This is a genomic window from Rossellomorea yichunensis (assembly GCF_032337515.1).
Lineage (GTDB): Bacteria > Bacillota > Bacilli > Bacillales > Bacillaceae_B > Rossellomorea > Rossellomorea yichunensis.
Genome location: NZ_JAVYAD010000001.1, coordinates 386,462 through 404,830, shown reverse-complemented (window position 1 = coordinate 404,830; position 18,369 = coordinate 386,462). Strand labels below are relative to the sequence as shown.

At 39.8% G+C, this 18,369-nt stretch carries 21 protein-coding genes; 6 read left to right on the top strand and 15 right to left on the bottom strand.

Features of this window, described 5'->3' with window-relative positions; translation table 11 throughout:
• Positions 1–160: 160 nt before the first annotated feature.
• The 3 genes from RSX31_RS02075 to RSX31_RS02065 all read right to left on the bottom strand — a co-directional run bounded on the left by RSX31_RS02075 (position 161) and on the right by RSX31_RS02065 (position 3,076).
• Complete coding sequence (locus RSX31_RS02075; RefSeq protein ID WP_148993488.1) at positions 161–1,279, bottom strand: N-acetyldiaminopimelate deacetylase; 1,119 nt, start codon at positions 1,277–1,279, stop codon at positions 161–163.
• 113 nt (positions 1,280–1,392) lie between these two features.
• Positions 1,393–2,103, bottom strand: a complete 711-nt coding sequence (gene dapD, locus RSX31_RS02070; RefSeq protein WP_148993487.1) for a 2,3,4,5-tetrahydropyridine-2,6-dicarboxylate N-acetyltransferase — start codon at positions 2,101–2,103, stop codon at positions 1,393–1,395.
• Between the two features lie 94 nt (positions 2,104–2,197).
• Entirely contained in the window at positions 2,198–3,076 is an 879-nt protein-coding gene (locus tag RSX31_RS02065; RefSeq protein ID WP_148993486.1) for a LysR family transcriptional regulator, read from the bottom strand.
• 110 nt (positions 3,077–3,186) lie between these two features.
• On the opposite strand from RSX31_RS02065, the gene RSX31_RS02060 reads away from it, so the two are divergent.
• On the top strand, positions 3,187–3,912 hold the full coding sequence (locus RSX31_RS02060; protein WP_315633061.1) for a sulfite exporter TauE/SafE family protein: 726 nt from the start codon (positions 3,187–3,189) through the stop codon (positions 3,910–3,912).
• Here the strand turns inward: RSX31_RS02060 and RSX31_RS02055 are convergent.
• From RSX31_RS02055 to RSX31_RS02045, 3 genes are all read right to left on the bottom strand, one after another.
• Positions 3,901–5,394: an MDR family MFS transporter gene (locus tag RSX31_RS02055; protein WP_315633059.1), complete on the bottom strand. Its 1,494-nt coding sequence runs from the start codon at positions 5,392–5,394 to the stop codon at positions 3,901–3,903. The two genes, RSX31_RS02060 and RSX31_RS02055, sit on opposite strands and share 12 nt — an antisense overlap.
• 98 nt (positions 5,395–5,492) lie before the next feature.
• A complete protein-coding gene (gene cbpB / locus RSX31_RS02050) occupies positions 5,493–5,933 on the bottom strand; it encodes a cyclic-di-AMP-binding protein CbpB (RefSeq protein WP_148968573.1) in 441 nt (146 codons plus the stop codon).
• 156 nt (positions 5,934–6,089) lie between these two features.
• Entirely contained in the window at positions 6,090–6,335 is a 246-nt protein-coding gene (locus RSX31_RS02045; protein WP_034756109.1) for a YkuJ family protein, read from the bottom strand.
• A gap of 153 nt (positions 6,336–6,488) precedes the next feature.
• Here RSX31_RS02045 and RSX31_RS02040 point away from each other — a divergent pair, with 153 nt between their 5' ends.
• Positions 6,489–7,445 carry an MBL fold metallo-hydrolase gene (locus RSX31_RS02040; RefSeq protein WP_148993483.1) on the top strand — a complete coding sequence of 319 codons (957 nt, stop codon included), beginning with the start codon at positions 6,489–6,491 and terminating at the stop codon, positions 7,443–7,445.
• Positions 7,442–7,675: a glutaredoxin domain-containing protein gene (locus RSX31_RS02035; protein WP_148993482.1), complete on the top strand. Its 234-nt coding sequence runs from the start codon at positions 7,442–7,444 to the stop codon at positions 7,673–7,675. The genes RSX31_RS02040 and RSX31_RS02035 overlap by 4 nt, the downstream gene beginning before the upstream one ends.
• A 62-nt stretch (positions 7,676–7,737) precedes the next feature.
• Here the strand turns inward: RSX31_RS02035 and RSX31_RS02030 are convergent, their stop codons facing one another.
• From RSX31_RS02030 to RSX31_RS02005, 6 genes are all read right to left on the bottom strand, one after another.
• The gene (locus RSX31_RS02030) at positions 7,738–8,238 is read right to left on the bottom strand and encodes a DUF3993 domain-containing protein (protein ID WP_315633054.1); all 501 of its coding nucleotides are present in this window, start codon (positions 8,236–8,238) and stop codon (positions 7,738–7,740) included.
• 210 nt (positions 8,239–8,448) lie between these two features.
• Positions 8,449–8,688, bottom strand: a complete 240-nt coding sequence (locus RSX31_RS02025) for a hypothetical protein (RefSeq protein WP_262371617.1) — start codon at positions 8,686–8,688, stop codon at positions 8,449–8,451.
• 1,036 nt (positions 8,689–9,724) lie between these two features.
• A complete protein-coding gene (locus RSX31_RS02020) occupies positions 9,725–10,948 on the bottom strand; it encodes an EAL domain-containing protein (RefSeq protein WP_148993480.1) in 1,224 nt (407 codons plus the stop codon).
• Between the two features lie 151 nt (positions 10,949–11,099).
• Complete coding sequence (gene fadH / locus RSX31_RS02015; RefSeq protein ID WP_148993479.1) at positions 11,100–11,867, bottom strand: 2,4-dienoyl-CoA reductase; 768 nt, start codon at positions 11,865–11,867, stop codon at positions 11,100–11,102.
• 134 nt (positions 11,868–12,001) lie between these two features.
• The gene (locus RSX31_RS02010; RefSeq protein ID WP_148993478.1) at positions 12,002–12,220 is read right to left on the bottom strand and encodes a hypothetical protein; all 219 of its coding nucleotides are present in this window, start codon (positions 12,218–12,220) and stop codon (positions 12,002–12,004) included.
• 212 nt (positions 12,221–12,432) lie between these two features.
• On the bottom strand, positions 12,433–14,526 hold the full coding sequence (locus tag RSX31_RS02005) for a sensor domain-containing protein (protein WP_148993477.1): 2,094 nt from the start codon (positions 14,524–14,526) through the stop codon (positions 12,433–12,435).
• 236 nt (positions 14,527–14,762) lie between these two features.
• Here RSX31_RS02005 and RSX31_RS02000 point away from each other — a divergent pair, with 236 nt between their 5' ends.
• On the top strand, positions 14,763–15,050 hold the full coding sequence (locus RSX31_RS02000) for a hypothetical protein (RefSeq protein ID WP_262371615.1): 288 nt from the start codon (positions 14,763–14,765) through the stop codon (positions 15,048–15,050).
• A gap of 253 nt (positions 15,051–15,303) precedes the next feature.
• Positions 15,304–15,771, top strand: a complete 468-nt coding sequence (locus RSX31_RS01995; protein WP_148993476.1) for a YkyB family protein — start codon at positions 15,304–15,306, stop codon at positions 15,769–15,771.
• Between the two features lie 93 nt (positions 15,772–15,864).
• On the opposite strand, the gene RSX31_RS01990 is transcribed toward RSX31_RS01995, so the two are convergent.
• Positions 15,865–16,767 carry a chemotaxis protein gene (locus RSX31_RS01990; protein WP_315633049.1) on the bottom strand — a complete coding sequence of 301 codons (903 nt, stop codon included), beginning with the start codon at positions 16,765–16,767 and terminating at the stop codon, positions 15,865–15,867.
• A gap of 205 nt (positions 16,768–16,972) precedes the next feature.
• On the opposite strand from RSX31_RS01990, the gene RSX31_RS01985 reads away from it, so the two are divergent.
• On the top strand, positions 16,973–17,173 hold the full coding sequence (locus RSX31_RS01985) for a hypothetical protein (RefSeq protein ID WP_148993474.1): 201 nt from the start codon (positions 16,973–16,975) through the stop codon (positions 17,171–17,173).
• Between the two features lie 42 nt (positions 17,174–17,215).
• On the opposite strand, the gene queE is transcribed toward RSX31_RS01985, so the two are convergent.
• Together queE and RSX31_RS01975 are read right to left on the bottom strand one after the other, a co-directional pair.
• Entirely contained in the window at positions 17,216–17,941 is a 726-nt protein-coding gene (gene queE, locus RSX31_RS01980; protein ID WP_315633516.1) for a 7-carboxy-7-deazaguanine synthase QueE, read from the bottom strand.
• On the bottom strand, positions 17,935–18,369 hold the full coding sequence (locus RSX31_RS01975) for a 6-carboxytetrahydropterin synthase (RefSeq protein WP_148993472.1): 435 nt from the start codon (positions 18,367–18,369) through the stop codon (positions 17,935–17,937). Before RSX31_RS01975 ends, queE begins: the two co-directional genes overlap by 7 nt.

Genomic DNA, 18,369 nt, shown 5'->3' with positions numbered 1-18,369 from the left:
TTTTTATCTTTTTCCTCATTCTCCATCTACCTTAAGTGTAATTTTACACTATTCTTAACTCTTAGCAAGACCATTTTAGAAATTTATGTTAATTTTTCTTGTATTGACAAAAAAAATCACGGAACGATATCCGTAGATAACGTTCCGTGATTCATACTCATTATTTTAATTCGCCAATATAATCTGTGAGAAGGGAGATGGCAAAGTCTATCGCTTCTTCATCAGGGTTTAATTTAGAATGATGCAGTCCATATTGAGAATTCACACCAAGCCAAAACATAAAGCCTGGTATTTCCTCAAGCATATAACCAAAGTCTTCACCCGTCATAGCTTCTTTACAGATTACGAGGTTCCGATTCGTTTTTTGGAGGAAAGAAATGAAATGATTTGTCCACTCCGGATCATTATAGACCTGGCGATACATGCTGCCATAATCCACCTGAATATCACAATCATAACTGATTTTCATACCATCGATTAACGCTTCCAGCCGTTTTTTTACACTTTCCATCGACCCGGCTGAAAGGGTACGGATGGTACCTTCCAATCTGGCTGTTTCAGCGATGATATTTTGCACCGTCCCACTTTCCATTTTTCCGACGGTGATGACCGCACTGTCTAATGGGTCGACATTCCTTGAAACGATCGACTGGATTTGTGTGACAAAAGAAGAGGCCACGACGATCATATCCTTGGTGTGATGAGGATAGGCAGCATGGCCGCCTTTCCCTTTAAAATCAATAAATAACTCAGACGTATTGGCAAAAAGCAGACCCTCTTTAACAGCCACCGTCCCCACTTCATATTCTGGTGCAATGTGAAGTGCGAATATACAATCCGGCGTCCATTCTTTCATGATTTCACTTTCAAGCATTGGCTTCGCTCCACCTGGTCCCTCCTCTGCGGGTTGAAATATGAACAGAAGATCATCTTCTATAGGGTGGTGAACGAAATGAGTTAAAACCCCCAGTTCAATCGACATATGAAAGTCATGGCCGCAGGCATGCATCCTTCCTTCATGTGATGAAGGAAAATCCAATCCTGTTTCTTCCGAGATCGGCAGGCCATCAATGTCCCCGCGGTAGCCAATCATTCTTGTAGGATTTGTGCCATGAACCTTAATGAAGAGCCCTGTTCTCCAGGTCTTAATCTCTAATCGGTCAGCAGGCAGGCTTGAAACATAATTTAATAGATATTGCTGTGTTTTAAACTCTTGAAACCCAAGTTCAGGAATTTGATGGAGATCTCTCCTGATCGACTTAAAGTCTAAAGTAGACATGAGTATCCTCCTTACATGAATAATAGATGGATAGGTAGCGAAAATGAGAGCTTACAAGAAAAGAACAGACGCCACCGTCCGTTCTCTCCTTGATCATGCTATTGTTGAAATGATTACAGTTGACGTAATTCTTGTTTTATTTCAGTCTTAGATTTTGTCTTTTCATCAATGTCTTTCAATTTCTTTGCGGGTGTACCTGCCACAACCGTGTATGGAGCTACATCATCCACGACAATCGCTCCAGCTGCAACGACAGATCCTTTTCCGACTGTTACACCTTCAAGGACAACGGCATTGGCGCCAATGACTACATCGTCTTCGATGACGACGGGTTTTGCAGATGGCGGCTCAATTACCCCGGCAAGCACCGCACCCGCTCCAATATGACAATTCTTCCCTACTGTAGCACGTCCACCAAGTACAACATTCATATCGATCATCGTTCCTGCACCTACTACAGAACCGATATTGATCATTGCACCCATCATAATGACCGCATTGTCACCGATTTCCACTTGATCTCGAATGATGGCGCCTGGCTCAATACGCGCTTTAACCCCTTTTAAGTCAAGAAGAGGAATCGCAGAATTACGGCGATCATTTTCTAATACGTAGTCTTCGATTTTATCTTTATTTTCTTCAAGAATAGTAGAAAGCTCGCTCCACTCTCCGAATACGACACCGGAATTTCCTTGAAGGAAGGTTTGGGAAGATGAACCAAAGTCGATTCCCTCTATGTCACCTTTCACATAAACCTTCACAGGGGTTGACTTGGTACTATTTTGAATAAAAGAAATAATTTCGTTTGCGTCCATCATTTTCATAAGAATACCCTCCGTAATTATGTATAAATTCAGAATTTGTTTCTTGAATTACTTTATCAAATTAAAGGATGTAAGACAACCCTAAACGTCAAAACTATGAGTTTTCATGAATGAATTCGTTTACAACTTCAACAAATGCTTCTACTTGTCTTAATTGAAAGGCGGACTCATACCCCAGTAACCAAGTGTCCCTGTGTATAAGGGAATCATGTTCATCAATTAAAGGGATTTTATAAATGTCTTCTTCCATCCCGTCTAATGTGATTGCAGGTAAAATGGCGTAGCCGATTCCGTTTAATGTCATCTGCTTACATGTTTCAATTTGATCTACTACAATGGTTCGCTTCGGTGTTGTCTGGAATTGCCGATGCCACCAGTCCTGAATTTCCTGATAATAATTCGAGTCACTTTTAAATTGGATAAACGGTCGATCAGTTTTCATGACTTCTTCAATCGATTGAATTTCTCTATCGACTAAATACAGTGTATCTTGAAAGAGATGGTGTTTGGGGCCCTTCCAATCGGGAGTGCCACGAATAATCCCGATATGTACTTCATTTTCATAAATCGCTTTAAGAATTTCACTGCTCCATCCTGTCATTAATGAGATTTTGGCATGAGGATAGGTTTCCACAAACCTTTTAAGTACTTTAGGAAGCCAATTCTGACCTACAATCGAGGCACATGCAATCTTCAAGGTTCCATGAACCTCGAACTCCAATGCTTGAATTCTTTCCTTCACACTTTCTTCCTTCAGCAGCATTTCTTCAGCCAACTTCACCACAAGCTCTCCTGCAGGAGTTAGGGCCAGACCTTTTTGAGAGCGAAGAAATAATCTGGTCCCCCATTCCTTTTCAATCGTCTGGAGTCTTTGTGACAGTGCCGGCTGTGATACAAATAGCCGTTCTGCTGCTTTACGCATGTTCATTTCCTGAGCCAGTACGTGCAGTAATTGATATTCTGAGAACGCCATCATTTTCACCTTCATAAGTTTTTCTTATATTATATCTTAATTAATATAAAATTTCATTATTATCAAGAATGGAATAGACTGATAGTAGAAACATTGGGAGGTGCCTGAAAATGGAAGTGATTCTCTTTTTCACCGGCTTGGTGGTAGCACTCATTGGAACTTTGGCAGGAAGCGGGGGATTGATTGGTATGCCCGTGATGCTTTTACTTGGTTTACCCATTCATACAGCCATCGCCACGGCCAAATTTTCAAATATTATGAGTTCTTTTTCAAGCTTTATTTATTTAATAAAAGATCGAAAGGTTACATGGAAAGAATGTTTACCTATTCTTCCTATTGCTCTTCTTGGCGGGTTGACCGGGGCATTTTTCTCGGATAAAATATCTCCATCTTTGCTCGAATGGATGGCCTTCTTCTTTCTGTTATTCGCCCTTTTTCTAAGTATCATAAAAGGATTCAAGCCCAGGAATGTGAACCCGAAGCAATTTCGGGTTTATGGATTTTTGTACTTAATCAGCACGTATGACGGATTGTTCGGGCCAGGGCAGGCAACCATGCTCATGTACACTCATCTGTTACACGGGCTTTCATTTTTAAAATCGGTAGCTCTCACCAGATTTCAGACTTTTGTAAGCTGCTTAGGAGCATTCACCGTCTATTTCCATAACGGCCACGTAGAATGGGGAGCTGCCATCCCTTTTGCACTTGGTGCACTAATCGGGGCTCAAGTGGCAGTAAGGGTAGCAGCCAAACTTTCTACGAAACATGTACAAATTTTATTAAACGTGCTTACTCTCATTCTTATATTACAGCTGGGGAAAAATCTATTTTTTTAGCAATTGGTCTCTGGGTAGAAATAAAATGCCGATAAAGCTAAACAGAGCGAAAAGTAAAACGACTAGATAAACAGATTGCAATGAACCTGTAAGTGAATTTTGTAACAGCTCGAGCATACCGGAAGACAATTGCTCCCTCTCTTGTTGATTCAAGAGCATATTCACATCATTGATGGAATAATCATTACCGCTTTCTTCTAAGTATCTCTGCAGGCGGCTGTTTAAAATTCCTCCCAATAGCGCAGCTCCTATTGTCGTACCTAAATTCCTCATGAACATATTGGTGGCAGTCGCAATCCCTCTGACCTGCCACTCGACAGTAGACTGAATGGAAACGATAAAGGATGTAGAGCTCAGCCCCATCCCTACCCCTACAAAGAATGATCCAATTGCCGGCCATAATGGACCGTATGATGGATCCATCAAGACAAAGATAGTTCCACCTGCTATAAGGGATATTCCCCCCATCAAGGATGTTTTAAAGTATCCGATCTTTAATAATAAGCGTCCCGCGATTGTAGCCGAAATCGGCCAGCCAATAGACATGGCCGTCAATGTAAAACCGGCCACAGTTGCACTCCTCTCCATGACACCTTGTACAAAAGCAGGGAGGAAGCTTGAGATGCCGATTAACATAACGCCTGTTGTTAGTGAAACGATATTGGCGACCAAAATGGAACGTACCTTCCATAGATCAAAAGGCATCATCGGTTGTGCCGTTCGTCGTTCGTGATAAATAAACACAACAAACCCCAAGATGAAAAGGGTGATCAGAAATATCGCCTGCCAGGACCCCCAAGGGAGGTGTACACCTCCCTCGACCAGTAGATACATTAAAGATGAGAGGGTTACAACTAATAGAAACGCACCACCATAGTCGATAACCGGTTTTTTCTTTTCAATGTTCTCGTGTAAGTACAGCCACAGGACGACAATCGATAATAAGCCGAGTGGAATATTGACCCAAAACACGTACCTCCAACTCGCATATTCAACCAACAATCCCCCAACGAGAGGTCCGCTAATGGCAGAAATCCCCCAAACACTTGATAAATACCCTTGTATTTTGGCACGTTCTTCCTTTGAATAAATATCTCCCACAATCGTAGTGGCCATAGGCAATACCGCTCCCGCACCAAGTCCCTGGATGAATCGGAATAGAATCAATTGCTCCATTGATTGGGCAAATCCGCATAAAGCGGACCCAATGAGAAAAATCATGATCCCGATTGAGATAACCGGTTTCCTGCCAAATAAATCAGATAGTTTACCGTAGATAAGAACGGTAATGGCATTCATTAATAGATAAGCTGAAAACACCCAACTATACAGAGAGAAGCCACCAAGATCACCCACGATGGCAGGCATGGCGGTAGAGACGATCGTTGCTTCAATGGCCCCCATGAACATAGCCAGCATCACAGCTATCAATACAAGCGGTTTTTTTGTCCTTTTTATTGAACCCAATCCTAAACTGCTCATCTTGTTCTCCTTTGTATCGTCATCAATAAACAAAATAAAGAGGATGACAATTATGCCATCCTATATGATCTTACCGTTATGTAACCGTCATGAAGGGTTTAGTCCCTTTTAAACAGTTGTCGTTGAAGTTGCTTTAACACAACTCTCCTTGTCATGATCCCTTCAAAGTATCCATCATCAGAAACCACACACAAGAATGGATGATCCACTAAAAGCTCAAGTGCTTTCTTAAAATCTGTTTCTAAGGAGACGCTGGGAAATTCAGTTGTCATGACTTCCTCTACCTTCTTTGCTTCAAGTTGTTCAAACTCAAAGCGTTCAAGACCAAGAATGGAATCTGTGATTAAACTGGAACTGATTAAGCCCTGAAAACGAAATGTCGGATCAAGCACAGGGATGGCTGAGTAACCACTCTTAGTGAGTAATAGTAACGCATGTTCCAAGGAATTCCCCACTTGAACATGAGCCACCTTCTCAGAAGGAATAATGAAATCTTTAATATTCGTTTCTAATAACTCCTTGCTACTCAATGAAATCATGTATAACCCCTCATTTTTAAAAATAAGAATTTGCGACCGATCTATAAACAAAAGAATCAGACACTATTTATATTAACATATTGGAAGAAAAATGTATGTTTTGACGTTTGGTTTGAAGACTAAAAAAGATAACCGAATGGTTACCTTTTTAGTACATTAATCTTGTTGAGCTTCTTGTAGAAGTTCAAAAATTTCAATCGCTGTAATGTCTATGTTATCAAAAGGAAAACTGTTTCCTTTTTCATTCATGACTTCAATTTCGAATGTATCTTGTTTTGGTAAGTACTTTACCTCACAAATTTTCTTTCCATTGTATTCGAAAAATCGTTGTTGAGTTTCCCCTTGTTCACCTTGTTCTTGTAATGATTTTAATCTTTGTATAATTCCAAGAAGCTGAGACATAATCGGTCTCTCCTTTCCTGTTCTAATTCTTGGTCATAGCTTTTGCATTGTACCAGATTCTATCCTGTGAAATCTAATGTTTTGTCCTTTTTCTACATAAATTCCTTTATAATGAAAGGGTAGAAATATATTCTCCCCGAAAGGATGGATCCGATGAGTATTTATCGTATAGATTCCCGAATATCGTTAGTTGATCTAATGGATTTATCACTAAAGGAACGTACAGGAAGTTATATTATAAACGAAGAGTCCCTTACCATTGTCGAAACATCTGCCAGTCCTTCTATACCTCATCTAAAAAAAGGTCTCTCTAAGTTAAACATTAATCTTGAAGATATTCAATACATAATTTTAACTCATATACACCTGGATCATGCAGGAGGTGCAGGTCTTTTCCTGAAGGAATGCCCAAATGCAAAGGTCATCGTACACCCGAAAGGACGTCGTCACCTTTCAGACCCTGCACGCTTGATCCGAGGAGCAAGAGCGGTATATGGAGAGAAATTCGATGATCTTTTCCACCCGATAGTGCCAATTCCGGAAGACCGGATGATTGTGATGGAGCATGAAGAAAAACTGAAACTGAGCGAAAACTGTACATTAACGTTTTACCACACCCCTGGTCATGCAAATCACCATTTAAGTATCTTTGATTCAGTGTCAAATGGGATGTTCACCGGGGACACATGCGGCATCCAGTATACGGTGGGGTCAAAGCACTTCTATATCCCTTCTACTTCCCCCAACCAATTTAGCCCTGAAAACATGAAGGATTCCTTACGCATGTATAAGGGCCTGCAGCTCGATCGCTTGTATTTTGGGCACTACGGTGTCACTGAAGAAGTATCATTTGCATTAGGGGAAGTAGAAAGATGGCTTGATCTTTTCATGGAAAAAAGTATGGAACATTTCTCTTCCAAAAGAACAGGGGAAGAGAACGTAAAAGCGATATTTGCTGTACTCTTTGAACTCACAAAGAGTACAATGGTGCAGAAGGGCGTTGATTCAGATAACCCGATTTTCAAATTAGTAACTCTGGATACGAACGTATCAGCAATGGGAATCGTAGATTATTTCGTAAGGCAAAGCAAAGGAGAAAAATCATCATGAAAAAAGTCACATTATACACTCAACCAGAATGCCCACCCTGTGAAGTGGTCAAAATGTATTTGAAAGAACACAATGTTGAATTTAAAGAAATCAATATCAAAGAAGATGAACAAGCAAGAGATTATTTGGTAAAAGAGCTGAAGTCTTATTCCACTCCGACAATCATCGTGGACTCTGAAGTGATTTCAGGATTCAATCTAGAAGCCCTAACCTCAGCATTAAACAAATAAACTTTAGGCTTTCCACCAAAAAAAGTTGGCCGATTCACTTTTCCCGGCCAACTTTTCTTGTATTATTGGGATTGAATTTTTTCTGGTAACTCGTAGGTAATGGATGAAACCTTCCACGTACCTTCTTCTTCACTTAATACGACAGCTTCTATACCTGAAACCTGGGAAACAGGACCTTCTTCCTCATTTTTACGTTCTTCCCACACGTACCACTTTCCATCTATGTATTTTACGTTAGTCGACTCATCATACTTAAAAAATGGAATATAGTGTGGTGCGAAGTCCGATCCAAATGTGATATAACCGCCTTCAACTTCATAAACATTTTCCTTTATAAAGCTTGCTGCTAGGTCCTTTGTGAAATACTGTGACAGCTTGTCATTAATCTGTTTCTTCGTTTGTGGTTTTTCACTTAATGATACTTGGGTACGAAAGGCATCTTCCACAAGAGTTAATGCGTTATCTTCAGTAAATTCTGATGCCTGTGTTTGACTGACTTGCCCACATGCCGCTGTAACGAGCCCTACAATAAGTAATAATAGCCATAATTTTTTCATTTCCATTTGCTTTCCCTCCCTTAAAAAACTAGTTGAAATTATTGTAGCAATGGAAAATTGTCGATTGGTTATCATTTGTTCGTTAAATCCTAACAAGGACTGACATATATTTTGGTTTGGTTGTAAAATTCCCCCTATTATTGACAGTCAAACACGAAAATCAATGGTACATTTAACCAAAAAGGGTGCCGCATGATTCATGCGGCACCCTTTTGATTATGATAAATAGCGAATGGACCAATATATTATAAACAATGTAATGAGAATGGTGGCAATTAAGATAGACAAGAAAATTGGATTCCGAATATAAGGATGCTCCTTCACAACATCCGGTATATCTGTATCATATTCACCCTTCAGCCGCTTTTCCTGCCCAGCCAGTTTAAAGGTATACACCAACGAATAACCTGCTATCCCTATGACAATCAGGGAAAGCACGATCATATATATACTCATCATAGCCCCTCCTTACAAAATGTCCTTAAGAATAATTTGTCCCAATAGGAAAACGCTATACAAGAAAAGCGGAAGGGCTTTGCCAGAGGCGACAAGCATATGACGAAGCTGACAGAAAGGCGTATTTTGCCTTTTTGTCAGATTTGGCTTATGACCTCGAGCCTCTAAGCCCTATAGCTGGACATCAAGAAAAGCGCAAGGGCTTTGGTAGCCTTTACACACTTCCCCAAAAAGTTAATCCATCAGGAGTGGTAGGGTGATAACAGAAACCGTTCCTTTCCGCTCCAGGCACTTGCTTTCCGCGGGAGGAAGTCGAGCCTCCTCGGGCTTGCCCTGCGGGGTCTCGACCTTTCCTCTATCTCCCGCAGGAGTCAAGTGCCTTCCGCTACAATCCACTCTGTGCTTCTATATTCTGAAAGCCTATTGACGTATAGACAAGCACAAAAAATTCCTATTGTAGATATGTTGAGCGTTTGTTCAACTATCTACAAAGGAGCTCAAAAATCTGTTTTTAGTGAATGTTTATTGTTATTTCCCACCAAAGATTGATTGCCCTATTCTAAATTACAATTATAAAGCTTTAAATTAAACAGTTAGCCACGGTTTTAGTGGAGACTCCATTGGATAAATGGGAATCGCATCCTAAATCTACACCCAGATGTATCCAAACCAAGATCATAGTAATAAGAGATGCGACCTAATTATATTTTTAAAGGAATAAAATAATAACAAAATTTTATGATGAGGAGATGTTGATTTCCTTTTGAGGAAAAATCAATACTCTGTGTTCTAGCTATAGCTAGATTGATTATAGACACCTTTTAGCTCTGTCACTAAAAATTTCTTAAAGATGGTGAGGGGAACTGTGTAGACTCCTGCGGAAGTACGGGCGTGCCGAGACCCCGGAAGCGAAGCTGAGGAGGCTCGGCCGAACGTCCGCGGAAAGCGGAGCAGTTCACCTCACCATCCAGCATACACTAATTGACAGAGCCCAAGAAGAGCATATGATTATAAAAAATCTTTTCGAAAAGCCTAATTAAAAGATCAAACCATCCTCCTCAAATAAAAATTCATACGAAAGATCCATAAATAAATATAATCCATTGCCAAATGGAAATGAATAGGTACGGATGGATTCTCCTGAATCAATATCGCTGTATATGTCCGATAATAATCCTTTCTTGTTGATTCTCATTCGAATGATATTTTCCAGAAAATACGGGCGCCAGCTCCAGTTCTTTCCTTTGTACCTTGGTTCAATCTGCCACTTTTGATCTGTTTTCACTACGTTACTAGTCACTTGGAAGCCATTCTCATCACAAATGTATAAACGGAAGCATTTGTCGGTAAAATACTTCCCCAACTCAAAGAGTATGTCATCGAACTCAGTACTTTGTTTTTTTATCATCAGCAGCTTTTGACTGATTTCTTTATGTAGGACGTCTGCGAATTCATACCCTGCTTCAAGATGCTTCTTCTCATATCGAATATAGTCCTGACATTTTTCCTTCAATTTTTCTTTGAGGATATCCGGCTTCAAAAATGAGTCTGACGGGTGCTGCAGGTAATACCCTTGATAATATCGGCCCCCGTTCAACCAGGCAAACTGCAGTTGAAAGTTGATTTCAATATTCTCAAACAAGAGGGAAGCACCAATCTTTCTCGCAAGCATTGACAAACTGTATAATATATCTTTATAGACTTTATTCCCCGCATCATTTCTCAGTTGGTATAAATCCACCTTCAATATATCAGGTGAGAATTGAGATAGCCGATCCAACTGACCGCTGTTTCCGCCCACGTTATCAATCGCGATCTTAATTCCATATGTTTTGTAATACAGAAGCAAATGAACAAGCTGATCGAAGTCCCCGACGAACGTTTTTTCAGACAGCTCAATTACCGTCCGGTTCAAATCCAAACCCTTTTTTTCGTAGTCTTGAAGTAATTCCAGAAAGGATTCCCCATGGTCAAGCATCAAAAGCCTTGCATCACGGTTTAAAAAGATATATCCCTCTTGCTTTTCACTTAAAAACTTACTTAGAGCCAGTCTGGTTACTCGTTCATCCACATCTATTTTATATTCATCCGGTATCTCTTCATCTCCAAAGAACGGTCCGAGACTCTCAATGACCCCTTCATCGACTTCCATTCTACCTAATACTTCGTATCCGATGATTTTATGTTCATCCGCACTGAAAATTGGTTGAAAGTACGGAATCACTTTTTCTATATTGGTTAACACTTCTAATGCGTCCATGGGCACTCCCCCACCATTACTCTTTTTTTTGCATAATTATAACACAACTATACAGTGGAATCGAAAAGACATAAACAAAAAGCTTTCCCTGCACTGCCATTTGGACATATGCGGGAAAGCCATATATATTTCGTTCCTATTTTATCTTATCTTAGAACGGAAATTGATTCAGCCATTGGCCCCCGTCCATTGTGATGCACTCTCCGTTTATATACGCTGCTTTGTCTGACGCAATAAAGTAAGCAAGGTCCGCAATCTCTTCCGGAGTTCCTAAACGTTTTAGCGGGACACTATCAATCGTTCTTTTCGCTGCCTCATCAGATATCCAAAGCTTCTCGGCCCCACCGGTTCTTTCAATTGGTCCAGGTGCGATTGCATTTGTACGAATACCGTATTTATGGCCCCATTCGACGGCAAGTGTGCGGGTTAACGATAAGACTCCTGCTTTGGCAGCGGCAGAATGAGCCACACCTGCACCTGCATTCCAAGCGTACGTGGCAACCATATTAATGATTGACCCCTTTTGATTGTTCTCAATCCAATAATTCCCTACAGTATGTGAGCACAGGAACGTTCCATTTAGAACGATATCAATAACAGATTTCCAGCCATTAGGCGTGAGTTTTTCCGCCGGACAAATAAAATTCCCTGCCGCATTGTTTATGAGTACATCGATTTTGCCGAACTTCTCAGCCGTAAATTCAACCATGGCCTTTACGTGTTCCTGTTCCCTGACATCCATTTGAAAGACTTCAATCTTTCCATCAAGAGCTGAAAACTCATCTTTCACCGATTGTAGTCTTTCTTCATTTCTCCCTGTTACTACGACGCTTGCGCCAGACTCTACAAAGTGTTTCGCCATATATTTCCCCATACCATTCGATCCGCCTGTTACAATTACAACTTGTTGTTCTCCCATATGTATCTCCCCCTTATTCATGAATGAATGTTCACTCATAATTTTATCACATAGTGATGCATTGCTACCATTTTAAATATAAAAAAAGACTGATTTTTAAGAAAATACCTTCTTCTTAAAAATCAGTCTTAAAATCAGCTTTCCGGATTATTAATAATGGTATCGTGTAATTGTGTCAGCGCTTTAATAATGGTCTTATTTCTCTTATATCCTTTTGCTTCAACAGAAACATTATTATATGAAACGACTACCTGACCTAAAGACCGAGGAGATTTAAAGCCATAGATATATGCTTTAATCGTTCCTCTATCGGTAGGGAGAAATAGGATTTCCATACGCTTTGTCTTTTTCATAAATCCCTCTCCTTTATAAAGCATTCGGAACTTTGATTCACATGGATTTCAACCCTTATATGCCTGTCTATGAATCTTTTACTCTCCTCACTTTAAAATAAGTCATAGGAACTACTCTGTCAAACATTTCATCGCTTTTGCCAGACGTAAATGAAAAAGAATGAAAATAAAACGTATCATCAAGGCTGACTCAAGAAGTCGGGGCTAGAACGTTACATAAGAACGAATTGCTGCTGCTCGATTTCCTTCGGGCAGATCGGTTTACTAAAGAAATAACCTTGAGCTTTTTGGCAGTTCGCCTCTTTAAGAAAGTCAACTTGTCCCTCTCTTTCTACACCTTCTGCAATCACCTCAAGACCCAGGCTATGTGCAAGATGGATGATGGTGGTCGTTATGGCAGAATCCTTCTGATTCATTCCAATCTCTTTCACAAACGATTGATCGATCTTCAGTATGTCAATGGGGAATCGTTTCAAATAGTGTAGAGAGGAGTATCCTGTTCCAAAATCATCCACAGAAATGTACACACCAAGATCTTTAAGCTTTCTCAGCATTTTTAATGTTTGTTGAGTATCTTGCATGGCTCCCTCCGTAATTTCAATTTCTATGCAGGAAGCGGGAAGATTATACGTTGATAAATAGAAATCAATGGTGTCTACTAATTGCTCCTGAAGAAATTGCTTTGGAGAAATGTTGACGGCCACACGTACAGTCTTATATCCTTTGGTTAGCCACTTTTGCAGCTGCATACACACTTGCTCCAGTACCCATTCACCGATTTGATGAATCAAGCCCGTTTCTTCTGCCAACGGAATGAACTGTGCAGGGGATACAAACCCAAATTTACGGTTGTTCCAACGGACTAATGCTTCGAAGCTATCAATTGTACCTGTAGCTAAGTTTACCTGTGGCTGATAGTGGACATACAGCTCCCCCTTCTCTATCGCTCTTCTTAAATGTGCTTCCATAATGATATAATTCGGAAAACTTGATTTCATATGCGTTTGGTAAAAACGATAATGGGCTCTTCCTTTTTCTTTTACTTCAAAGAGTGCTTGAGCAGCTTTTTGGATGAGTGAATTAGAATCATATCCATCTGCAGGATAACGGCTGATTCCAACCGAAGGAGAGATGTAAAATTCCTGTTCATCTATAGTGAAAGGGTCTATGAACAGTGCCAATATTTCCTTCGCTTTCGTCTTGGTATCTTCAAAACCACAATTCTTCAACAGAAAAATAAATTCATCCCCTCCTTGTCGGTATAATAAACATTCTTCGTTCGTAAGGGTTACCAAGCGCTCTGTGATTTTTTTGAGAAACCGGTCTCCTCCCTTTAAACCAAGCGTATCATTTACAAATTTAAACCGATCTAGATCTAGGTATAAAAGCGAGAGCTCTATACCTCTTTCTTCCATATTATGAATAATCAAAGGTACATGATCATCCAGTGCTTTCCTGTTCCAAAGACCAGTTAATTGATCATGCAGAGCCATATAATGGATCATTTCATTCTGTTCATGATGCTTGGTTATATCCTTCACAATAATGTAACAGCCGTCACACTTTTCTTTTACAACGATGGGAACCATTTTCAGCTGGGTTATTTTCTCCTCTCCTGCTTCGTTAAGAAGAAGACTATAATCAATCGTAGAAGGAGTTCCCAATAATGTTTGAATTAGTGATTCTGTCAAAAGATTCTCATTTTGAGAATGAAATAAGTCATAGATTTTCATATTTACTAAGTTTTCTTTTGAATAGCCTGTTAACGAGCAGCCTGCTCCGTTAGATTCCTTGATGACACCTTGTCCGTCGAGAATGAATATGGCATCCAGATTATGCTCGATAATGGATTTATAGCGTTCTTTCGCTTTCACTAATTTCTTCTTCTCCAGAATGGACGAAGTTATATCCCTCGTAATGGAAACAACGTACTCTACTTTTCCATATCCATCCTTGATGGGTGTCAGTATGGATTCGTTCACAACCTGATTTCCATTCGTATGAAAAAAAGTATCCTGATAGGTAACGCTCTCACCCTTTTGAACTAGTTGTGTGTATTTCTCCTGTAAGTCAGTAGCCATCTCGAATGAAACCACTTCCTCCAATAAGCGCCCCATATCACCATGCTGAATGGATGTATACCTTTTGGCTGATTCATTTATGTATAGGTACCTGAAAGAAGGTCCTTCTTCAACCTTCATAATAAAAATCATATCATGTATATGATCTAAAATAAGTTCTTTCAATACAGTGTCAAGGACCTGTTGATCTTGACCGTTGGTGTCTATAATAGTAGTCCAGTTCATGGATTCGTCATCCTTTTAGCCTTCTGTCATTTTCCACATAATGCATCCTCCTTATATTTTACTAGTTAATCCAAGAATTTCCTACATTCTTATAAGAATATTCGTTATTTTCTTTATTTCATATGAATTAATACCTACACCCCACTCCATTCGTCTGCCTATTGTAGGTGAGACAGGCGCGCAGTTCGAATGTGAACCATACACTAATGTGAATAGAGAGAGGAGGTTTATTGTATATGTATCAACACGCATATTACCCATATCACAATAATCCACAGTTTAGAGGAAGAGATCAGCGCTTCTTCCCATTCTTTGGATTACCATTTATAGCAGGTGGGTTAGCTGGGTTGGCCATTAGTCCATTCCTTTTCAACAGACCTTGCTACGGTCCTGCTTGCTATCCACCTTATCCGCCTTACGGAGGGTATCCTTACCCTGCTTACCAACAACCCTATGGTGGAAACAATATCCAATCTTCACCGTACAACTTTACAGAGAATATTAATATATACCCCCAAAGATAGACAAAAAGGCTCACCTGAAAATATAAGGGTTATATTCTTTAGGTAGAGCCTTTATGATGTTTACACTCAACAGCTTTTTGAGTTCTGGGTACCCCGTCTTATCCACTTAAGGTAACACTATAATTCCTCCGACTATAGAAATAGACCTGACAAAATATTACTAACTTTCAACAAGAAACTCCCCCCCGTACCTTTCCAATCCCATAAAAAGGAGGTATAATGGAGATTAATACAATGGAAAGGAGCCAATAACTTGAGGAATACTAGTAAATCTACCCCTTCTTCCACATCCGTAATCACCCTCTCTCAAGCTATTTTCACTGTGAATCGTCATGCGAAAACAGCAGGTAACCCAAAATACTTATATTCATTAAAAAAAAGAGCCTTAATGAAAATGATCCGGGAAGGTAAGGCGAAGAAAGTTGGACTTCACTTTTCCAACAACCCAAAGAATAGTCAACAACAATCTGATGTATTGATTGACTGCGGAGATTATACCTTTCATATCCCTCCAACAAAGGAAGATTTCAAGGAATTACCTCATCTGGGTTCACTTGATCAATCGTTAAGAAATCCTAAATGTAAAATGGGACTTCAGCAGGCTAAAGGGATTTTAGAACATTATACAGGGATGTCTGATCGTAATGAACAGCCACGTAAACCCGGGAAGAGCAGTTATCAAAAACCTGTTTTTAAAAAATTGGGCGATAGCTTCTTTTAATACTCAATGATTTTAGCGGATTAACGCATATATGTCATAAAGGGTTCAGACAAACGTCTGAACCCTTTATGATTATCCTCGACGTCATTGAGTCTACAATATATGTTGATCAATTTTTAAAATCAGATCAGCAATTTCGGGTTTACTGATTTGATCTTCTGCTCCGACCATCTCACCTTTATGTTTTAAATCCTTTGTAATCAGTGAAGAAAAAATGATGACTGGGAGGTTGTTGAGCTTGGAATGACTTTTGATTCTTTTGGTTAAATGATGTCCGTCCATTTGCGGCATTTCAATATCTGTAATGACAAGCTGAACTGACTGTTGAATATCATGATTTCCCTCAACAAGTGATTCCAGATAATTGAATGCATCGGCTCCATTCTCAAAAAACTCAACTTCTTCATATCCTGCTTCACTCAACGTATCATTCAAAAGCTTGCGTAGTAAAGGGGAATCCTCAGCAGCAACAATTTTCTTATTCCTTCTCTGCCTTGGTCCTAACTTCTTCACTTGTTCTACACGGATCCCTGTATCAGGATTGATTTCCAGCATGATACTCTCAAAATCCAGTAACAATATCATTGATTCGTTTCGCTTGATGACACCTATTATTCCTGAATGGACACCAGAATACATGTCTGAAGGCTTCTCTATTTGATTCCAGGAAATGCGATGAATTTGAGTAACGTTATGTACATGAAAAATTACTTTCTGTTGATTAAACTCTGCAACAATGTACTTTGAATTGGATGTTTCCTCTTCTTCCACTCCCAGTACCCTTGCCATATCGATTACTGGAAGTACCTCTCCCCTCAATTGAATGAGTCCTTTCACGTGAGGATGAGAATGGGGAATAGGGATGACAGGAGTTGGTTGGATAATCTCCTTCACTTTAATCACATTGATACCAAATTTATTGTGATGAACTTCGAATTCAACAATTTCAAGTTCATTGGTCCCGCTTTCAAGAAGAATACTGTTTGATTGATTCAATTATTTTCGTCCTTCCATACAAACATGAGTATTTGCCTTACTCTTCTTATATCGAACATTTGAGAAACATGTTTACAGGTAATCATGAAAAAAGTCGTCAGATCCTTTTAAGAAGCAGACTTTTTTAACCCTCATTTTCTATGCAATAACCGAATTGGTAATAGAAAGTGGATCCTTATACATACTAAGGGGAGGAGGTGTTTATATGACCGATCGAAGGGACTTAGAGAACCAGATCCTGCCAGACTTTGACGAAATAAGTGCCCACATACTACCCTCACAAAACAATCTTCCCATTATTGCCATTGGGAAGAATGCTGATGGAATAGATGAACCCGATGAACTCTCTTATATCGAAGGACAAAGGAGAATAAATCAGGAGAACCGGGAAAACCCCCAGAAATAAAAGAAAAAGCGATTGAAGGCATCCCTTCAATCGCTTTTTCAATTATACTCCGCGCTTGTTGCCCCATACTAAAGTATGCAGCTGTGGGAGCACACGCACATGATTAAGTTCTTCCTTCTCACAAACCTTTTCAATGAGCGCTTCATAATCCAATAATAAATTTGACAAAAGCTTTGGTGTATCTTCTTCGGAAACAGAAGGGTTACCTGTCTGAATATAAAATGGAACGTCAGGATAGTGTTTATGAATCTTTGTGGCGTATTCCAAATCTTTATCATCAAACACTACAACTTTTAAGCTGAATTGTGAGCCATTTTGAATCAAACGGTGAACGATGAAATCCAACTTCTCAAAGTCCGTTTCCATTTTCGAACTTGGAGGCTTTGGAGAAAGTGTCAGGTCATCTATATCATAGAACCAATCCTGCCAGCGGCTTCCTTGAGTCTCTAAAGCCGACCTTATGCCATTCTCCTTTAAGATCTCGATAAACTCCTTCAAATGAGCCAACAGTGCAGGATTACCACCGGAAATGGTTACATGAGAGAACTTGTTTCCACCGACTTCTTTTAGCCTGTTCCACACTTCTTCAGCCGTCATAAGCTGAATATCCTCTTTCGCAGATCCATCCCACGTAAATGCAGAATCACACCATGAACAACTATAATCACATCCCGCAGTTCGGACAAACATCGTCTTTTGACCAATGACCATACCTTCACCCTGAATGGTTGGACCAAATACTTCTAAAACGGGGATTTTCTTCATGATTTTCTCCCCTTTGGTCTGTAAATGACGTAACTTGTAGGAGTTTCTCTTAAAAATACTTGAAGGCACTTAGGTTGGTGAGGCAAAGTATCTAAATGAGCCTGAATGATTTCCCACATCACTTTCGCTACAACTTCAGTGGTCGGGAACATATTGCCGTTCTCTGCAGAAAACAATTCATCTTCGTTCATGACCTTATGATCAAAGCGCTTATGAATCAGCTTTTTGATGTGTTGGAAATTAATAAGAAACCCGGAATCATCAAGCTGATCCCCGCCGATAGTAATATTGGCAAAGTACGTATGACCATGGATATCCTGACAGCTTCCTGCATCTGCATGTGGAATATAATGGGCTGCCGCAAAATGCATATCTTTATTTAATTCAAATTCATAAGTGTGGTCAGGAGTCGGGTAGATTTGTTGTATCAT